The organism is Enterobacter cloacae complex sp. SHL001 (assembly GCF_049236825.1).
Lineage (GTDB): Bacteria > Pseudomonadota > Gammaproteobacteria > Enterobacterales > Enterobacteriaceae > Enterobacter > Enterobacter hormaechei_C.
Genome location: NZ_JBMKIP010000002.1, coordinates 260,113 through 279,032, shown reverse-complemented (window position 1 = coordinate 279,032; position 18,920 = coordinate 260,113). Strand labels below are relative to the sequence as shown.

Sequence of the window (18,920 nt, the reverse complement as noted above, 5' to 3'; positions counted from 1 at the left end):
TCGCAGGCTCCGGTGTCAACGCGCCGGAGCCTTTATGTTACACTGCGCACCTGAATGTTTCCCTGTGGTGTGCCCGTGGCTCAAAACTCCGTATTTCTTCCCGAACAATTCCTCGCACAGATGCGCGAGGCGCTTCCAGCTCATCTCTCTTTCGACGATTTTGTTGCCGCCTGCCAGCGCCCTTTGCGCCGGAGTATTCGCGTCAATACGCTGAAAATCAGCGTCGGGGCGTTTCTGGATCTCGTCTCCCCCTACGGCTGGCAATTAACGCCAGTGCCGTGGTGTGAAGAGGGTTTCTGGATCGAACGGGATGACGAGGAGAGCCTGCCGCTCGGCAGCACCGCCGAGCATCTGAGCGGGCTGTTTTATATTCAGGAAGCCAGCTCCATGCTGCCGGTTGCTGCGCTGTTTGCCGACGAGAACCAGCCTGAGCGGGTTATGGATGTCGCGGCGGCGCCGGGCTCTAAAACCACGCAGATTGCCGCCCGGATGAACAACCGCGGCGCGATCCTCGCCAACGAATTTTCCGCCAGCCGCGTTAAAGTCCTGCATGCCAATATCAGCCGCTGCGGGATCCACAACGTCGCGTTAACGCACTTCGATGGTCGCGTGTTTGGCGCTGCCCTGCCGGAAGCCTTTGATGCCATCCTGCTCGACGCGCCCTGCTCCGGCGAAGGCGTGGTGCGTAAAGATCCTGATGCGTTAAAAAACTGGTCCGTTGAAAGCAACCTGGAGATCGCCGCCACGCAGCGCGAACTAATCGACAGCGCGTTTCATGCCCTGCGCCCAGGCGGGACGCTGGTTTACTCTACCTGCACGCTGAATCGCGATGAAAACGAGGACGTCTGCCTGTGGCTCAAGCAACGCTATGTGGATGCCGTCGAGTTTCTGCCGCTGGACACCCTCTTCGACTCGGCCAGTCATGCGGCCACGCCTGAAGGCTTCCTGCATGTCTTTCCGCAGATTTACGATTGCGAAGGCTTCTTTGTTGCCCGTCTGCGTAAAACCCGCGCCGTCGATCCCTTGCCTGCCCCTAAGTTTAAGGTCGGCAACTTCCCGTTCGCGCCGGTCAAAGGCCGTGAGGCGGCACAGGCGCAAGCGGCTGCGAGCAAAGTCGGCCTGCACTGGGATGAGAGCCTGCGCCTCTGGATGCGTGACAAAGAGCTGTGGCTGTTCCCGGTCAACATCGAACCGCTGATTGGTAAGGTGCGTTTCTCCCGCCTCGGTATTCGCCTGGCGGAGATCCACAACAAAGGCTATCGCTGGCAGCACGAAGCGGTCATTGCGCTGGCCGGCAGTGAGAACACCTTTGCCCTGACGCATCAGGAAGCGGAAGAGTGGTATCGCGGTCGTGACGTTTACCCGGAAGACGGCCCGTCACAGGATGAAGTCATCGTGACGTATCAGGGCTATCCGCTGGGGCTGGCGAAAAAAGTCGGCTCGCGGCTGAAAAACAGCTATCCGCGCGAACTGGTACGCGATGGCCGCCTGTTTACCGGTAACAACCGCAGCGCCTGAAAAAAAGCGCATTTTTTTACTGGCGATTTCGCTCTCCTTGTCTAGGATCAAAAATGGGTGACTGCACTGGTCATACCAGATTTTGGGCAACAAACCGGAGAGCATTATGACGAAAACCAGCGTACGCATTGGCGCTTTTGAAATCGACGACGCTGAATTGCGCGGCGAATCACAAGGCGAACGAACGTTAAGTATTCCCTGCAAATCCGATCCGGATTTGTGCATGCAGCTGGACGCCTGGGATGCAGATACCAGCGTCCCGGCAATCCTAGATGGGGAACATTCCGTTCTGTACCGTGAGCATTACGACAGTAAAACCGATGCCTGGGTCTTGCGTCTTGCCTGACCCAAAGAGAACCCGCCCGAAGGCGGGTTATTTATTACTGAAGCTGCGCCAGCGTCAGAAAGCCCCCGAATACTGCCCCCGTATCAATGTAGTGCAGATTGTTAAAATCGTAGCGTTTGTCCACAGGCGTATGTCCAAACCAGAAGTGATCCGCGCCGCTAATGCCCTGCCCTTTGCCCACCATAAAGCCCATTAACCGGTCGCAATCCCACAGCACGCGCTGGACATCCACCGGCTTATGCCAGCCATATTCAGCGGAGGGATAATCCGCATGAGCAATCACGTTCAGACCGTTTTTGCAGGTTATTTCAATAATGTGCGGTAAGTCCCGACACGCATCGAGTAAACCCTTCGCCTGTTTTTGTTGAGCGTCCTTAAGCCCGGTAAACCAGTTACCGCCATTTATCGACCAGAGACTAAAATCATTATTTTCAAGCGCATCTAACGCCATTTGCTCGTGATTACCGCGTACCGCATAAAACCAGTTTTCCTGCATCAGCTGTAAACATTTTACGCTGTCAGGCCCGCGATCGATAATATCCCCCACCGAGATCAGCAGATCCGTATCAGGATTAAAATGCCGTCGTTTCAGCTCATCCATAAGCCACTGATAGCAACCATGAATATCGCTGACAACCCAGACATGACGCCAGTGTTCTCCCTCTATTTTCTGATACATAACGCCTCCTGTAAGAAGTATAGCTGCCACAGAAAATGTCATGAGCTGGCGTTGGATTTTGCCAATCCAAACAAACCATAAACCAGCCGGAAATAAAGATCGCTGCGCTATTAATCCCTTATTCCCTGGCCTTTAAAATAGAGCGGAATAAAAAGAGGGATTTTCACGTGTCAAACATACACCTGCAAAACGATGTTTTTTATCCGCATCGCACAAATATTATTTCTGAACTGGTGAGAGGAAAACGCGTTCCCGGCCCAATCTGGCACAAACGTGATTACCGGTTAAAGTTTCTTCTACGCTCGCTTTTATTCTGGTCCTCCACCCATCGCATGCTGGAGGCCCTGTCCGGGCGCGATGATTTCGACAGGCTGCTCACCTCTCAAATTACCTTGCCGAGCAAAACTCACCGCCAGTATCTGATGCGCGGCCTGAACTCAAACGATCGGGCCGATGCTATCATCAGCCACTATCAGTGGATTGATAGTCTGAAAAACATCGCCCTCGCCCACGCGCTGACCAGCCCGCAAGAGGCGCCAGTTGTCCGGTTCGAGGCAAAAAACGGCGAAATCTATACCGTCCACGCCTCGTCCGCAGGTAAGGCCGAACGCGAAGGCGAAAGCACGCTTTGGCTGCACGACAATGACAATACGCTGCTTGCCAGCCTGACGTTCTGTGTCGCACGCAGTAACGGCCGTACGGTGCTGGTGATCGGCGGCCTTCAGGGTCCACGTCGTCATGTTTCACGGGAGGTGATTAAGCAGGCTACCCGTGCCTGCCATGGGCTTTTCCCGAAACGCGTGCTGATGGAGGTGATCTTCCAGCTTGCCTCACGCTCGAACATTAGCGCGATTTTTGCCGTCAGCGATGAAGGCCATGTTTTCCGCGCGCTGCGCTACCGTCTGAGCAAAGGCCGTCATTTTCACGCCAGCTACGACGAGTTCTGGGAAGGCCTGAACGGAAAGAAACTCTCCCCATTCTGCTGGCAGTTGCCGCTCCAGATGGAGCGTAAAGCACTGGAGGAGATTGCCAGCAAAAAACGCGCCGAATACCGTCGCCGCTTTGCGTTACTTGATGATATTGCGGCTTCCGTACATGCGCGCATTGATCCCGCAGTCGTCTCAGGCAAAATACAAACAAAAATTTAACAAAACAGCCAAAAAGGACTGGACTTACGCCTGCCGGGTTGTGGTATGTTTGAAGCAGGCGCACAGGAAGTGAACCTTCTGCTGAGACGAAAACCGGATTTTATCGTTTATTTTCAAGCAGATAAAAAGAGACCGAATACGATTCCTGTATTCGGTCCAGGGAAATGGCTCTTGGGAGAGAGCCGTGCGCTAAAAGTTGGCATTAATGCAGGCTCAATCGCCTTGCCCTTTAAGAATAGATGACGACGTCAGGTTTTCCAGTCCACAGCAAAAGTGGTCTGAAAAAAAGCGTCAGAACATCACTAAATGTGAAAAACCGCAGAGCTTTTACAAGCACCTGCGGTTTTTTTTTACTGGAAACCTGACGGCTAGCAGAGCTTTTCAGCGCGCTCAATAAACGGTGCCAGACTCTTCTTCTGCCCGGGGTTTGCCGGGTCATCTACCTGGATCACGCTGACAGGCTGTCCGTTACTTTTCCCGCTGGCAACCTGCTGCTCCGCCACGTCATTTAACGGATACTGCACGAGCGTACTGGGATTGATGACATACAGCGCGTTACCGGGACGGCAGGTAAGCATGACTTCTTCACGATTAAATGCCCAGTTGTCCTTACCCACTTCAAACCGGCTGACAGTGATGACCTGCGGCGCGGCTAACGCACTGCTGGCACAGGTGAGAAGTAAAAGAGAAAGCAGTGTCTTTTTCATATGTTATTTAACCTTGTCAGAAGGGTTCCCAGGTCGCGAACAGGCTGACGGCCGCCAGTACCAGCGCGCCCAGCACCACCTCTGCCTGTGTCATCCTGATAAAAATCTGTTGTTCCCGCCCGGCCTCCGGGCGAAAGCGTGGCACAAGAAAATACCGATTCGCCAGCGCAATTGCCACCATCATCATGACCAGCGCACATTTGAACAACAACAGCTGGACATAAGGCGCCTGCCACGGCACGTTTATGCCAACAATAAAGAGCGTATTGATTATCCCGGTCAGCAGCACGCCTGCCACGGCGTAATGCCCCACGCGGGAGAAGCGCATCATGGTAAAGATAGCGGCTGGCTGCCAGCGGCCTTTCGCCAGACGCATACAAAACAGCAGCGGCAGTAAACCACCCACCCAGGTCGCGGCGCAGAGCAGGTGAAGCGCATGGTTGAGACGATGCAACGCTCCCGGTGCGCCACCGTTCATCGCGGCATGTCCCACGCCCGCCAGCAGCACCAGCTGCCCCATCGCGAGCAGTAACAGCCGAGAGCCTTTTTGCGGGGTAAGCCATGCAGCGCCCGCCGTCACAACGGCCAGCACCATTTGCCACAACCAGACGCCGCCAAATTGCGTTCCCAGCACGCTGCGCCAGACCGCCGGACGAATGACATCGCCCCAGCCGTTGCCCATCAACCCACTTTGCAGGCCAAACATCAGCAGAGCCGCTATCAGGCTGATTAAGGCCGCGAGTTTCTGCTGCCGCTGGAAACGCCGGGTCATGAGGCGCTGCAACGAAGACGGCGCAAACCAGACGCTGTAGAGCGCGTTGCCGAAAAGCAGCATCAGCGCAGCAAAATGGATGAAGCGTAACGCGACGTAGCTCAGGGTCAGCATGCTATTTCACGCTAAAGTGATAGCTGCCTTTGGTTTTGTGGCCATCCACGGAGACCACATGCCAGTCCACCGTGTAGGTGCCGGACGTCAACGGTTTCTCAAGAGGAACAATCAGCTTTGCGTTATCCTTCTCGTCACGCTTCACCGCGCCGGTCTGGATCTTGTGCTGCTGCGCGTCCGTCACCACCACGCCGCTGAAGGCAGGCTCAATGCCTTCCGAGAAGTTCAGGGTAATGACCTCTGGCGCCACCGCAACGGTATTTTCCTGCGGGGATTGCTGCTTAAGATGCGCATGGGCCAGAACTGAGGGCGTGATGGCTGAAGAGAGCAGAAAGACCAGCGCGCACGCGACACGGGAAGGGGTAAAATGCATCACAATCATTCCTTTTCGTTATGCCTGAATGCTAAAGAATAACTCTGTATAATTAACGAGTCGAGGAACATCCTTTGCTCCCTTGTCATCGTTGAACAATCGCGGTAACGTTGCCGTCGCAGAAAAAGGAGAAGGAAATGAACGTTAATCTGGCCGCCCTTCCTCAGGACAAGATGGACAAAGTGAATGTCGATCTCGCCGCCGCGGGGGTCGCATTCAAAGAGCGTTACAACATGCCCGTCGTGGCTGAAGTGGTAGAGCGTGAACAACCCGCGCATCTGCGCGACTGGTTTCGCGAACGTCTCATTGCGCATCGCCTCGCCTCCGTCAATCTCTCGCGCCTGCCGTACGAACCTAAAGTTAAATAAGCTTAACGTCTCGTTACACTTCCTTACGCGTTATGTGGCAGGATAAGAAAACCCTGATAAATTTAGGTGTAATCTTAAAATCCCAGCGACTTAGTGTATAAGGAAGTCACGATGTCACGATGGAATATTGCCGCGGCTCAGTATGCCCCGCGGCACAACTGTGTTGATGAGCACGTAAAACATCACCTGCACTTTATTGCCGAGGCTGCCTGGCATGGGTGCGATTTGATCGTCTTTCCGGAGCTTTCGCTTACCGGCCCAGGCGGAACATCCTTACCCCCACCCCCTGACGATTTGCAGCTTGCCCCCCTCCTTCACGCCGCCCAGTCACGTTTCATCACGGTGATTGCTGGTATTACGCTCCAGCAACACAGCCAGCGCCAGAAAGGACTCGCGCTTTTCACCCCTAACCTGTCGACCATCCGGCGTTATCCGCAGGGCAACGGTGCAGGTGTTATTCCTGGCGATAAACGGTTAACCATCGTGGATAACCAGGCTGACGCCCCGGAACTGGACCCGGAGGCAACGCTGTTCACCAGCAGCCTGGCCGTGGGCGAGCATCGCTGGCGGCAATCCATCGGTTCGTTACAACGCTTCGCGCACAAGTACGCCATCGCGGTATTAATGGCGAACGCGCGCGGCGGTAGCGCGTTATGGGATGAAAAAGGTCAGCTGATCGTACGTGCGGATAAGGGAGAACTGCTGCTAACCGGTTCTTTAGGCCAACAGGGTTGGCAAGGCGATATCATTCCATTAGGCTAGGCATTTTGGATCAGGAGCGATCAATGCTGCGCGTTATCGATACCGAAACCTGTGATTTGCAGGGTGGAATTGTGGAAGTCGCTTCTGTCGACGTGATTGATGGAAAGATAGTCAACCCCATGAGCCATCTGGTGCGCCCGGATCGCCCCATCAGTGCGCAGGCGATGGCGATACATCGCATTACGGAATCGATGGTGGCGGATAAGCCGTGGATTGAAGAGATCATCCCTCTTTACCACGGTAGCCAGTGGTATGTGGCCCATAACGCCAGCTTTGACCGCCGCGTGCTGCCGGAGATGCCCGGCGAATGGATTTGCACTATGAAGCTGGCGCGCCGTCTGTGGCCGGGGATCAAATACAGCAATATGGCACTGTATAAGTCGCGCAAACTCAGCGTACGGACGCCGGAAGGGCTGCATCATCACCGCGCTCTTTACGACTGCTACATCACCGCAGCGCTCCTGATTGATATCATGAATACTTCCGGCTGGACGCCAGACGATATGGCGACCATTACCGGGCGCCCCGCGCTACTGACCACCTTTACGTTCGGAAAATATCGCGGGAAGCCAGTATCGGAAGTGGCGGACAAAGATCCGGGCTATCTGCGCTGGCTGTACAACAACCTCGACAGAATGAGCCCGGAACTGCGCCTGACGCTGAAGCATTATTTAGGCGAAGCCTGAGTCCCCGCCCGGCCTGGCAGCGTATCCTGCGCCAGGCCAATCAAAAAGGCGTACTCCAGCGCCACCCCTTCATAGGATTTAAATCGCCCTGATTTCCCTCCGTGCCCCGAGTCCATATCGGTACACAGCAGCAGCAAATTATCGTCAGTTTTCAGCTCACGCAACTTCGCCACCCATTTCGCGGGCTCCCAGTACTGTACCTGAGAATCGTGCAGGCCGGTGGTCACCAGCATATGCGGATAGGCTTTCGCCTCGACGTTATCGTACGGGCTGTACTCTTTCATGTAGCGATAATAGGTTTCATCCTGCGGGTTCCCCCACTCCTCAAACTCCCCGGTGGTCAGTGGAATGGACTCATCCAGCATGGTCGTCACCACGTCCACAAACGGCACCTGGGCGATAACCCCTTTAAACAGTTCAGGCCGCTGGTTGATCACGGCGCCCATTAGCATGCCCCCGGCGCTGCCTCCCATGCCAAAGCAGAGCTGCGGATCGCCATAACCCTGCGCGATCAGCGCATCGCAAACATCAAGGTAGTCATTAAAGGTATTTTTCTTTTTGAGAAATTTTCCGTCTTCATACCAGTGCTGACCCAGCTCGCCGCCGCCGCGAATATGGGCAATCGCATAAACAAAACCGCGGTCGAGCAGGCTCAGCCTGCTGCTGCTGAAATCGGCGTCCATGCTGGATCCATAGGAGCCATAGCCATAGACGAGGATGGGGTTTTTACCTTTGTTGAAGTGCGCCTTGTGATAGACGAGCGACACTGGGACTTCAACGCCGTCGCGTGCGGTCACCCACAGGTGCTCACTGCGATAATTTTCCGACTCAAAACCCCGGACCTCAGCCTGTTTAATCACCTGACGCTGCCCGGTGTCCATATCCAGTTCAAACAACGTATCCGGGGTGGTCATCGACGAATAGCCGTACCGCAGGCGGGACGATTCCGGTTCCGGGTTAAAGCCGATCCACGTTACGTAAGCCGGGTCATCGAACGCAATGCCCACCACTTCGCGGGTTTTGCGGTTGATTTGGCGGATACTGGTCAGTCCGCGCTGACGCTCTTCCACCACCAGCCAGTCGGTAAACAGGGTGAACCCCTCCAGCATCACCTGATCGCGCGCGGGAATTAACACTTCCCATTTGCGTTCATCGCGCACTTTGGTTTTATAAAGGCCAAAGTTTTTGCCCTCGCGGTTCGAACGCAGGTAAAAGCTGTGCTGGAAGTGATCCAGGCTGTACTCATGATCTTTACGGCGCGGCAGGAAGCACAGCGGCTGCGCATCCGGCAGCTCTGCATCCAGCAGCAGCACTTCTGAGGTGGTGGCGCTGGAGAGGAAAATGATCACGTAGTGGCGAGACGACGTTTTGTGCAGGCTGACATAGAACGTCTCGTCTTTTTCCTCATACACCAGTTCATCGTCGGCGGAATCGGTCCCCACCGTATGACGCCAGACCTGATAAGGCAGCAGCGTTGAGACATGCTTTTTAACGTAGTAGACCGTTTCTGAATCGTTACCCCAGACGAAATCGGGGGAGACATTATCCAGCATTTCGGGATACCAGTTTCCCGTTTCAAGATTGCGGAAACGCAAACCGTACTGGCGGCGGGAGAGGTAATCCTCAGCCAGCGCCATAATGGCGTTATCGGGGGAAATGGACATGCCGCCCAGCGTATAAAACTCACTGTGGGCAGCACGTTTGTTGGCATCCAGCAGGATCTCCCATTCATCCCACTCGGCGCTCAGCACAGACTGGCGCTGGTAGATGGGATATTCGTTTCCCGGCTCATAAATATGGCGATAGCGATAACCGTTTTTGCACCACGGGGCAGAGACATCACGCTGGGGGATACGCTGCACCATTTCCTTCAGAAGTTGATCCTGAAGCGCCTGCTGGCTGGCCATGACCTGGCGGCCATAGTCGTTTTCCTCGTGCAGATAGTCCAGCACCTCTGGCCGGGAACGAGAATCGTCCCGCAGCCAGTAGTAGTTATCGATACGCGTATCGCCATGCGTGGTGATCGCATAAGGAGTACGTCGGGCTTTTGGAGGCATGGCATTCTTACTTTTTCGTTTTACATCCTATAAGGTTGGCAAAACACACGTATGATGCAAGCGAAACATGGCCTTCTAGCCCACGAGGGTCTGCTTCTGCTGCTGAATATCCTGCTCAATTCCCTCACGAACGTCCTGTGGGATCTTCAGCGCATCGCCCAGGGCGTTCAGGTAGCTGCGCTCCATAAAGTGATCGATATCGATGGCGGCACAGCTCAGAAAATAGAGTTCCAGCGCCTCTTCTTCGTTTTTCACGCTTTGCGCCAGACGCTGCGGGTCAAGCGGCTGTTCGATGGCCTGCGCCACCAGCGCCCTGCCCTGCTCCTCAACGCCCGCTTCCCGCATCTGCTGTTCAATTGCGGCACGTTCACTGGCATCAATATGCCCGTCGCTCTTGGCCGCAAAGACCAGGGCGAGGATCAACCGCTCGGTGCGTAAATCTAACGGCGATACCTGCTTCCCGTACTGCGGTTCATCCTGATGCGCGCTGCGCACCTTGTCTTTGTATTTGTTCCATAAGACGGAGCCTGCAATAGCCCCTCCGCCCGCCAGCAGCGCGCCGGTACCGTATTTGGTAAGCAGTTTCCGCGATGATTTATTGGCAACCAGCAAACCGGCCAGCCCGCCGAGCGCACCCGGCACCAGCAGCTTGCTCAGACCCTGCTCGCCGGACGACGAGCCTTTTTGTCCCAACAGGGATTGCAGTTGATTCATCCAGCCTGACATATTTTTCCTCACGTAACAGTGCGTAACCTTCACAGCCTAAGCGAGCGGGTGTCAGGAAATGTCTGTCAGTGCTAAAGAAGCGCAAATTTCCCTGCTGTCCGGTTATCCCCATACAAGACAGACGCAAACGTTTTCGTTTATACTGCCCGCATCTTTTTCAGGGGGATTTTTATGACTCGTTTAGGAACCGCGCTGCGTCCCGCCGCGACGCGCGTCATGCTGTTGGGATCGGGTGAACTGGGTAAAGAAGTGGCCATTGAATGCCAGCGTTTAGGTGTGGAAGTAATTGCGGTGGACCGTTACGCGAATGCGCCCGCCATGCACGTCGCGCATCGCTCGCACGTCATCGATATGCTTGACGGTAATGCGCTGCGGGGGTTAATTGCCGACGAAAAACCGGATTTCGTGGTACCTGAAATTGAGGCCATTGCCACTGAGATGTTGATTGCCCTTGAACAGGAAGGCCAGCGCGTGGTGCCCTGCGCCACTGCGGCAAAACTGACCATGAACCGGGAAGGCATTCGTCGCCTGGCGGCAGAAGAATTACAGCTCCCGACCTCCAGCTACCGTTTTGCCGGGGATAAAGCTGCGTTTCTCCAGGCCGTAGAGGAGATTGGCTACCCGTGTATCATTAAGCCGGTAATGAGCTCCTCCGGCAAAGGGCAGAGCTTTATCCGCGACAGCAGCACGCTGGACAACGCCTGGGACTATGCCCAGCAGGGCGGCCGAGCCGGGGCCGGGCGCGTCATCGTGGAAGGCGTGGTGAAGTTTGATTTTGAAATTACCCTGCTCACCGTCAGCGCCGTGGATGGCGTTTATTTCTGCGACCCGATTGGTCATCGCCAGGAAGACGGCGATTATCGCGAATCCTGGCAGCCGCAGCAGATGAGCGCGCTGGCGCTGGCACGCGCACAGGAGATCGCCCGCAAGACGGTGCTGGCGCTGGACGGCTACGGCCTGTTCGGCGTGGAGTTGTTTGTTTGCGGCGACGAGGTGATCTTCAGCGAAGTCTCCCCTCGTCCGCACGATACCGGGATGGTTACGCTGATTTCACAGGATCTCTCCGAGTTCGCGCTGCACGTACGCGCTTTCCTCGGCCTGCCGGTTGGCGGCATCCGTCAGTACGGCCCGGCAGCCTCGGCGGTGATCCTGCCGCAGCTGACCAGCCAGAATGTCACCTTTGATAACGTCGAAGGTGCGGTTGGCGCAGGCTTGCAGGTCCGGCTGTTCGGCAAACCGGAGATCGACGGAAGCCGTCGTCTGGGCGTGGCATTAGCAACCGGAGAAAACGTGGACGAAGCCGTCGCGAGAGCGAAAATAGCGGCCACTGCGGTAAAAGTGACAGGGTAAATAACTAAAAGCTGGTCAACTAAGCGACCAGCCACATTACATGATTAACGTTGTTCCGTTTCTATCGCTTCCATTCGTATTCCATGTCCTCGTAGGCTTCATTCGTTTTCGAGATGAAAACAAAAATACCGAGGCCAATAAAAATAACGAAGGGAATGATGATGCTCGCAATCAGTTCCCAGATCGCTGGCGGATCGTTTTGCGCCAGGAAACTGATACGACAGGCAATGAGGGATAACACGCAGAATAAAGCCGCCATCCCCGCAGGATAAAGGGGATTACTCCAGTTACACCAGGTAAGTTTTTTTGGGATAGCTGTCTTCATGGAGGAAAGCGAAGTAATACAAAATTTGTTTTTGTCTGAATAAGCTGCCAGTTGCTCTCCCTGGGCATATTTTACCGCATCCGCCGCAAATGCCAGAGCCAGCCACCGATACCCGGCACTCTTTGCGCCCAGAGAGGCATCGATATCCAGCCGTTCCACCGTGAGCGCTTTTTTGTCCAGTGCCTGCATTAATGGATATTTTTCAATACGGGACAGCCCGGTATACCAGAGATTTTTCGGCGTAAGTACCGAACCCGTCTCAAGGAAGACCGCCATTTTGTCCTCTACATCGGTCACGTCAGACATAGGCTGATATAAATATACCGGTTTTTCGCCCTCCTCCCGGACATAATGACTGGTCAGCAGGAATGCACATGCATTTTCCATGCTCTTTGATTCGCCGCTTTCTTCATGTAAATCAACGATAACAATCAACCGGTTTTCAACTCTGTAATCAGATAAGTTCATCCATTGGCTAACGATCGCGTAGTCAGGACATTCTGTGCTGTACTCAATTTTACACGTGCTGGCCGTTTCAATACCCAACCGCTCCAGAGTGCGTCTCAGTTCATCAATGCAGGATCCACTCCCTCCGCGAACCCAGACAACGGTTTCAAAAATACGGTAGTTATAGCCCTTCAATTTTTCTGCCATCGGATCCAGTAAGCGGTAAAACATCTGTTCATTCCTGGTCTGGTCGAAGCGATCTTCCAGTTGAATGTTAACCGGCGTTTTCGGTGCCAGCGGAAATTCGCCTTCCAGCTTCAACATATTCAGCGCGGGTTGCTCCAGGGGGGTGATTGCAGACCATGCTGCGATAGCCATATTTTTTCGCGCATACGCCTTTAAATTAATCTCCTCCTCTTTTGCTATGAATTTTCGGGTTTCAGCATAATGAATGTTGGCGTCATGAAATATGAAACTTGTAAAAACTAACAACGACACAACACAGATGGGCAGAATAACTGAAGGCACAAAAAACAGAGCCGTAACGTGTTCCTGTTCAGGCCAGGTGAGAGCCCGGATCGCGAGGCCCATTGCGACGGCTATCACATAGAGGAAAACAATCATGACGACTGGCACAGTGGAATCCGGGTCTGGCTGTTTTTTGTATAACCACCACGCGCGCATTACGAAGCTCCCGCCACAGGTAAGGTACTTTTGATTTCGCATCCACACGCCGCGCGACAGCCATCTACCACAACCCCACGGCCATGCATGGTCCAGGTTGGGTGACATTCAGTGATTGGGAACGTCCCTTTATGGAGCGGACACTGCACAAGATCATCTTTTAAGGCCACGGGCTGTCCCATAAAGTCTGCCCCAGAGGCCTTAGTGACTTTTCCTCCGCTTATCAGCGGATCGTTTAACCTAATGACGCCTTTCATCGCTTTATCTCCCTATTTTCCCGCATCCATGTTGCATTGCATGTGCTTCCAGCCGGTATAGCCTTTCACGTCGGGTACGCTGTCGGGTAAATCTTGCCAGTTAGCCTTAAGTTGCTGCGTGCTGCCCTCGAGCCCCTGCTTAGTCATGTAGACCATTCCCCACGCCCAGCCAGGGGAACGGGGGTCCAGCTTCCCGCTTACTTTATTTCCCATTCCGTCATCCACGGTATAGGCAATCCCCGGCCCACCGGGCAGAATGCGCGGGTCTTCAAATGGCTTTGATGACATATACAGTCGGTGTTTGGTTAGTAAAAAGCCCTGATCGTTGACGACGGTGAAAGAAATAATATCCTCATACGGCGCGTAGTCATCACCATTGGGTTCATTATGATTTGGTGAAAACGCTACAGAGCGCCACGTTTTCCCATAGTCCTTAGATACTATGAATCCACTCACTCCCCATCCCGTCAGTGCAATATATCGCTCTGATGGATGAATAAATTTACGGGTAAAGAGTCGATAAAACTGACTAACGGGTTCGGTGTGAATGCCTCGTTTAGTATCCGTGTACCAGAGTTCGCCTTCACAATCCCACCCTTTCAGTTCGAGATAACGATGATCATCGAATCGATAAACTACCTGCGTCGGCGGTTCTTTCGCCAGGCATCCGGTCACAAGCAAAACAGCAAAGGTCGTCAGGCCGATAAAAAATATCTTCATGCTCTATCCTTAAGCCAATTGACTATCACTCATGGGCTTTGGCATATCCCATTGCAAATTTGCTACATCCTGATTTCTGATGGACAGTTCGCGTGACGGCATGGCTGGCGAGGCATTATTAAAGTGGTTTTCCACACCGTACTCCCCTTTTGGAAGCACCTCATCAGGCCTATTCATAAACCATTTCGTACGCTGTTCATCTAGCATTCCTGTACGGTAATATTCTTTAGCGGCAGGATAACCGTTCTGTGGATCGCGCCAGTCCGCACGATGTAACAACCCTTCCCAAAATTTCCCCGCCTGATAATCGAATGATTTGCACTGCCCAATAGCCAAATCAAACGCCATAGCGTGCGATGGTGCAAATTCGCTCATCACAATAGAGGAGTGCTGGCTGTAACCTACCGGGTCAATTTTCTGCCATTCCGCTTGCAGTTCTTCCGGTGTTTTCTTCCAGGTAAGGGTGACTAACTGAAAATCACGCGAACCTGACACCTCACCATAAATAACCTCATGCTTGCGTTCAAAACTCTCTTCTTTAAGCTCTGAAGCAGATAAAACGTGACCAGGCTGCCAGCCAATATTTTGATAGCGGTTCACAGCAAAGGTTGTCGTTACCGTGCGCTTAATGGCGCTGGCTTTGGCGGAATAGGAAATGTAGGCGTCCGGGCTGTCCGGATCGACATAATAGGTATACGGTTTATCACTGGTTTTAGGATCGTTATCCGGGTGATTATCCTCCCCCTGGAGTTTGAAAATAAAAGGTTCCGGTAACTCCTCACCGTTTATTACCACATCGCGAGCGCTGTAACTGGCGTTCGTGAGAAAGGCATATTTTGCATCCCCCTCATTTCGCGGCGGTAACTTAAAGGGGTTAGCGTCAGGGATGTTTCCTACTTCACCATGCTGGTAAAACACGCGCTGAAACAGATTAGGTATATCACTGGCAATATTCTGAGGAATGCCCCGCCAGCCAAACCCCTGCACATTCTCCAGCGACACGACGCCATCGTTCGGGCAAAAGTAGTTATACACTTTACCGTCGTTGCTTCGGCAATATCTGTCATCCGTTCGCAGCGGATTATCGGAAGGTTTACGCAGGGTACAGGAGGCCTCAAGAGCCAGCAATTCGCTCTCGGCCATTTTCCCGCCACCTTTCCATTGCGTATGCATCAGGCGACAGAAATTTTTAAATGTCTGCTGTCTGGCATCGTCGGTCTGTTGATAACCCGGCTGAATATTTTCAGCCTCGCGCGACTCAAGAGAATATGGTGAGTGATTAAGAATCACACAATTCACCGGATCGTATCCGGCCTGTTTCACCAGCATATTTGCCAGCATAGTAATAATCGTGCCCTGACTGTGAGCGACGATATTGATAACATCGTTTTGCGTTACTAACGGCTGACGAATCTGAATAATCAAATCCGCCAGCCGTTGAGCGGCAAAAAACTGGTAAATGCGGTGCGGGTTTTCATAAATGGGATGGGTAAAATCGCCATCATTGAAGTGCAGCGAGGCAAATCCCGCAGCGGCAACGCCGAAGCCACCGGCGCCGGGCCCCAGCATATCCGGAATCGTCGTCGTCGCGTTGGCAAAGGTCCCGCCCCCCTTGGCAAAACTCATATCAAGTGCATTTTTAAAGTTATCGTTCTGGTACTGAAACGGCCCTTTTCTGTCATTACCCAGCGACTTTTTATTCGTCTCGTTATCTTCCTGGTACGCATCATAGGGAAGATGCGCTTTGTCACTCAGCTTCCCGATTTCCTCCCGGTAGCGCTTCTGGTCCGCCCGGTAATCATCATGCGTAACCGGTTTATATCCCCAGTAAAAAGGGATGATGGGAGAACGCCCGGGAGTGATAATTCTGTAGTCTTTCCATTCGTGGGCGTAAAAATCCTGCCGGTTAAGTCGCTTACCCAGCCCGACTAGTATTCCTTTCTCCTGATTCTGGTAGGCTTCCCCCACGTCGTTCACGCCATGGACGAGGATCGCAATGCAGGGCATCGGGCGCGGTATCCCGACGTTGCGCGTCTGGGCGACTTCGCCCAGGGTTTTGTGTACCGGAATATCGCCTTCTGATACCACCCGTGGAGCGTAGGGTTTTGCCTTCGCCTCCGTCATTCCATTATCTCCATTTTATAGCTGTCGAGGTCGTCAGCATCGAGCAGGGGTGAACGACCGCAGCTGTCCGTCACGCCTTCCACCACCTGTCCGGATGCACTGGTCAGCCTGAATTTTTTGTTTGCCAGAATTTGCTCCGGATCATCGCCAGCGTGCAGTTTGTAGCGAAGTTTAAAGGCGCCTTTCTCAAAGGATGGCGTCGGTACCGACACACTTTCCGGACCGTCGTATTTCAGGCTCGGCGCTTTGAGCTCAATTCCCGTCGGCGAGAAAATGGTGACCAGTCCGGTCGGGCTGATACGGATCCCGCCGCCCCCGCAGACAAACTGCATTCCCTTTCTGGCACTGCCGTTCATTTTCCCGGTGGTACTCGTCAGCGTGAAATCCTGCTGCGACAGCATGTGCATTTCGCCCCGCTGCGCCTGCGTCGTAATATCCCCCGCACCGGCAATCATCTGGATGCCGAGTTTGCGGGCAAACAGCGACAGTTTTTCCCCTACGGCAAGCGAGAATTTTTTCACCACATTCACGCTGGCATTCCCGCCTGCTGTGGCAATCAGGTCTTTCCCGGCGGACAGTTGCAGGCTGTCCGGCGTAACCTGCGCAATTCCATTTTTTCCATATGCCACAATACCGGGCTCCGCGAGATGACTCAGCGTCTGGCTAAGCGCATTTTGCCGATCGGTTTCCACATTACTCGCGCCTGCCGTAAGCGCACTTTGCTGTAGGGTCATCGCCAGCGACAACGCCTTTTCAAGTTGTGCAATAGCCGCTGTCATATCCAGTTGCTTACCTCCCGCGCGGGGCTGTGCTTCCGTGGTGATCATCACGCCTTTGGCAGCACGCAGCGCCATCCAGTCGTCGGTGCGAACCTCCACACCTTCCCCGCGCTTTTTGCCTTCAGCATCAACCAGGTGGCCCATACTCACTTGCCCTTTGCCGTACTCGGTAGAGATTTTGATGTGTTCCTGCCCGCGACGATCTTCAAGACGGATCTTGTTCAACGCGGCTGTGCGGATCACGTTTCGGGTATCGTTACGGTTTGTGACTAAATCCGGGTGGCTGCCGTCATGCATGACATGGGCGATAAAAGGTCTGTCCGGGTCGCCGCCTTCAAAACCAACGGCAACTTCAGTCCCCTCCAGCAACGGAAAGTGAATACCAAAAGTGTCACCGGCGTACGGTCTGCCGAGGCGTACCAGGGCGCTTTCAAATCCGACCCGTTTTTCATCAAGGTCAAAATCGAACTTAACCCTGTAGCGCCCAACCGCATCAAGTCCGGCATAGGTTTTATCTCCCCCAATAGCCTTCACTCTGGCAGGCACCGTTCCAGCTATCACCGGCCGGGATAAGTATTCAGGACGGAAGCTATAGCCTTGGATATAGGGGATCCCAGAAAGTACGGCGCGATAGTGTTCAGCACGGCTGCCGCGGATAGTCATCACAGTTATCACTAACCCGGACTTAAACCCGTCCGGTATAGGCCCTGAGGGATAAAACATAATGCCCGGCTGAAGCTCGGGATCGCTGGTTGTCGCCCCCAGAACACTCTGTCCGTTCAACAGGCGTTCATAACGCAGCCGGGCGTAAAATGCGGCGGTTTCCGCCTCTTCACCGTAAAAATCACCCGCAGCCAGATAGTGATCGGCATAGTGATAGTGTTGGCCTGTCGTTACACCTTCGGGAATATCGCTCGTTTTAACGGTGTTATCCGTCTGCGGCGATTGCGGGTCACGGTAGTTATAGGTGCGAACCAACACATTTTTTGGGATCAGGCCGTGCTGCTCCTCCAGATCGGTAATGTATTCGTTATAACTGGTCATGCCTGAATGTCGGACATAAGGCATCTGTTTGTCGCTGAAGTTGTAACGACGCGCAGAATCCCCAAAAATAACGACAGTTTCTGTTTTTACTTTATTGTGATTCTCAAATCGGAACCAGATCCCTATCTCTGCCAGCAGCCGACGGATGAACCGCAAATCGGTTTCTTTCCACTGAACGATCATTTCCCGTCGTGGATAACTGTGGCTCAGTTGGTCAAAATCAATGTTGTAGCCGTCAAAGTGACCACTGTCCTTCATCAGCTTTGTAACGAGCTCCGGGACTGTCATGTTCATGTACACCGCAGAACGGTAGTTTTGATCCAGCAGCGCCAGCTCATGCTCCAGCACGCATTCATAAAGGGCTTCATCACCAGAAGAGATCAGCCGGGAAAATTGGGTGATCGTGCCATTAATCTGGCGCACCGGCAGCCAGGAGGTTTGCCCATGCCATGAAGCTTCCAAATTGGGTGCACGCAGAATAAACTCAACCCGCTGATTAATAACGGCATTAATGGCAATGTTTTGATCCGGACTGGTAAAGCGAATGGTATAGCGATAAGGCTCGCTTAATATCTCTTTTCCTGTAAAAGAATGAACATCAGAAATAACATTATTGCTACGCGGGAAATACAATAAGTACCGATTTAACGTATCCTGCCGTAGAGCCACCTCGGATTTCCCTGTCATAGTTAGATATTCCCTTAACAAACAATATGTTTATTAAAAACAATACACCTATAGCCCTGCCATTAAAACATCCAACTTCACGATAAATTAATTCGTTAAAATAATATCATTCATAAAATAAATAAAAATGCAGCGAGTAATTTCGATACGAATAAATCCAAAACTGAATAATTCATCATATATAGAAGGCACAGGTAATTTACTTACGATGAGTGATAAGAACCTTGCGAACCGGGAGAACTATTTT

Annotated in this window: 19 protein-coding genes; 8 read left to right on the top strand and 11 right to left on the bottom strand. The window is 53.2% G+C overall.

All coding sequences use genetic code 11. The annotated features are described in order from the left end of the window. Positions 1-54: 54 nt before the first annotated feature. Both rsmF and ACOTYH_RS06835 read left to right on the top strand, forming a co-directional pair. The gene (gene rsmF, locus ACOTYH_RS06840) at positions 55-1,518 is read left to right on the top strand and encodes a 16S rRNA (cytosine(1407)-C(5))-methyltransferase RsmF (protein WP_045615386.1); all 1,464 of its coding nucleotides are present in this window, start codon (positions 55-57) and stop codon (positions 1,516-1,518) included. Positions 1,519-1,624: 106 nt separating this feature from the next. Continuing rightward, the gene (locus ACOTYH_RS06835) at positions 1,625-1,864 is read left to right on the top strand and encodes a YebV family protein (protein ID WP_003859885.1); all 240 of its coding nucleotides are present in this window, start codon (positions 1,625-1,627) and stop codon (positions 1,862-1,864) included. Positions 1,865-1,898: 34 nt separating this feature from the next. Here ACOTYH_RS06835 and pphA read toward each other — a convergent pair whose 3' ends face one another. After that, positions 1,899-2,543 (bottom strand): protein-serine/threonine phosphatase, encoded by a 645-nt coding sequence (gene pphA, locus ACOTYH_RS06830; protein WP_421637637.1) that lies wholly within the window; start codon positions 2,541-2,543, stop codon positions 1,899-1,901. Positions 2,544-2,710: 167 nt separating this feature from the next. Here pphA and ACOTYH_RS06825 point away from each other — a divergent pair, with 167 nt between their 5' ends. Together ACOTYH_RS06825 and ACOTYH_RS06820 are read left to right on the top strand one after the other, a co-directional pair. Then, the gene (locus ACOTYH_RS06825) at positions 2,711-3,691 is read left to right on the top strand and encodes a VirK/YbjX family protein (RefSeq protein ID WP_033486806.1); all 981 of its coding nucleotides are present in this window, start codon (positions 2,711-2,713) and stop codon (positions 3,689-3,691) included. Between the two features lie 45 nt (positions 3,692-3,736). After that, a complete protein-coding gene (locus ACOTYH_RS06820; RefSeq protein WP_017693250.1) occupies positions 3,737-3,934 on the top strand; it encodes a hypothetical protein in 198 nt (65 codons plus the stop codon). A 125-nt stretch (positions 3,935-4,059) separates the two neighbouring features. Here ACOTYH_RS06820 and ACOTYH_RS06815 read toward each other — a convergent pair whose 3' ends face one another. From ACOTYH_RS06815 to yobA, 3 genes are read right to left on the bottom strand one after another with little or no spacing between them, the layout of a single operon-like run. Next, on the bottom strand, positions 4,060-4,398 hold the full coding sequence (locus ACOTYH_RS06815) for a YebY family protein (RefSeq protein WP_003859787.1): 339 nt from the start codon (positions 4,396-4,398) through the stop codon (positions 4,060-4,062). 16 nt (positions 4,399-4,414) lie between these two features. Next, complete coding sequence (copD, locus tag ACOTYH_RS06810) at positions 4,415-5,284, bottom strand: copper homeostasis membrane protein CopD (protein ID WP_017384341.1); 870 nt, start codon at positions 5,282-5,284, stop codon at positions 4,415-4,417. 1 nt (position 5,285) lies between these two features. Continuing rightward, on the bottom strand, positions 5,286-5,657 hold the full coding sequence (gene yobA / locus ACOTYH_RS06805) for a CopC domain-containing protein YobA (RefSeq protein WP_023296802.1): 372 nt from the start codon (positions 5,655-5,657) through the stop codon (positions 5,286-5,288). A 137-nt stretch (positions 5,658-5,794) separates the two neighbouring features. On the opposite strand from yobA, the gene ACOTYH_RS06800 reads away from it, so the two are divergent. The 3 genes from ACOTYH_RS06800 to exoX all read left to right on the top strand — a co-directional run bounded on the left by ACOTYH_RS06800 (position 5,795) and on the right by exoX (position 7,473). After that, on the top strand, positions 5,795-6,025 hold the full coding sequence (locus ACOTYH_RS06800; RefSeq protein ID WP_196344777.1) for a DNA polymerase III subunit theta: 231 nt from the start codon (positions 5,795-5,797) through the stop codon (positions 6,023-6,025). 111 nt (positions 6,026-6,136) lie between these two features. Continuing rightward, the gene (locus ACOTYH_RS06795) at positions 6,137-6,787 is read left to right on the top strand and encodes a carbon-nitrogen hydrolase family protein (protein ID WP_047740861.1); all 651 of its coding nucleotides are present in this window, start codon (positions 6,137-6,139) and stop codon (positions 6,785-6,787) included. Positions 6,788-6,810: 23 nt separating this feature from the next. After that, positions 6,811-7,473 carry an exodeoxyribonuclease X gene (gene exoX, locus ACOTYH_RS06790; RefSeq protein WP_015570288.1) on the top strand — a complete coding sequence of 221 codons (663 nt, stop codon included), beginning with the start codon at positions 6,811-6,813 and terminating at the stop codon, positions 7,471-7,473. Here exoX and ptrB read toward each other — a convergent pair. Further along, positions 7,455-9,530 carry an oligopeptidase B gene (ptrB, locus tag ACOTYH_RS06785; protein ID WP_017693247.1) on the bottom strand — a complete coding sequence of 692 codons (2,076 nt, stop codon included), beginning with the start codon at positions 9,528-9,530 and terminating at the stop codon, positions 7,455-7,457. The two genes, exoX and ptrB, sit on opposite strands and share 19 nt — an antisense overlap. A gap of 75 nt (positions 9,531-9,605) precedes the next feature. Continuing rightward, positions 9,606-10,256 carry a tellurite resistance TerB family protein gene (locus tag ACOTYH_RS06780; RefSeq protein WP_015570286.1) on the bottom strand — a complete coding sequence of 217 codons (651 nt, stop codon included), beginning with the start codon at positions 10,254-10,256 and terminating at the stop codon, positions 9,606-9,608. A 171-nt stretch (positions 10,257-10,427) separates the two neighbouring features. On the opposite strand from ACOTYH_RS06780, the gene purT reads away from it, so the two are divergent. Beyond that, the gene (gene purT / locus ACOTYH_RS06775) at positions 10,428-11,606 is read left to right on the top strand and encodes a formate-dependent phosphoribosylglycinamide formyltransferase (RefSeq protein WP_058688595.1); all 1,179 of its coding nucleotides are present in this window, start codon (positions 10,428-10,430) and stop codon (positions 11,604-11,606) included. 61 nt (positions 11,607-11,667) lie between these two features. Here purT and ACOTYH_RS06770 read toward each other — a convergent pair whose 3' ends face one another. From ACOTYH_RS06770 to ACOTYH_RS06750, 5 genes are read right to left on the bottom strand one after another with little or no spacing between them, the layout of a single operon-like run. Beyond that, positions 11,668-13,062: a hypothetical protein gene (locus tag ACOTYH_RS06770; protein ID WP_227754063.1), complete on the bottom strand. Its 1,395-nt coding sequence runs from the start codon at positions 13,060-13,062 to the stop codon at positions 11,668-11,670. After that, entirely contained in the window at positions 13,062-13,319 is a 258-nt protein-coding gene (locus tag ACOTYH_RS06765) for a PAAR domain-containing protein (protein ID WP_022648473.1), read from the bottom strand. Before ACOTYH_RS06765 ends, ACOTYH_RS06770 begins: the two co-directional genes overlap by 1 nt. A 12-nt stretch (positions 13,320-13,331) precedes the next feature. Continuing rightward, the gene (locus tag ACOTYH_RS06760; RefSeq protein ID WP_058688593.1) at positions 13,332-14,039 is read right to left on the bottom strand and encodes a T6SS immunity protein Tli3 family protein; all 708 of its coding nucleotides are present in this window, start codon (positions 14,037-14,039) and stop codon (positions 13,332-13,334) included. 9 nt (positions 14,040-14,048) lie between these two features. Next, the gene (locus ACOTYH_RS06755; RefSeq protein ID WP_421637636.1) at positions 14,049-16,163 is read right to left on the bottom strand and encodes a T6SS effector phospholipase Tle3 domain-containing protein; all 2,115 of its coding nucleotides are present in this window, start codon (positions 16,161-16,163) and stop codon (positions 14,049-14,051) included. Continuing rightward, positions 16,160-18,694, bottom strand: a complete 2,535-nt coding sequence (locus ACOTYH_RS06750; RefSeq protein WP_421637635.1) for a DUF2345 domain-containing protein — start codon at positions 18,692-18,694, stop codon at positions 16,160-16,162. Before ACOTYH_RS06750 ends, ACOTYH_RS06755 begins: the two co-directional genes overlap by 4 nt. Between the last annotated feature and the right edge of the window lie 226 nt (positions 18,695-18,920).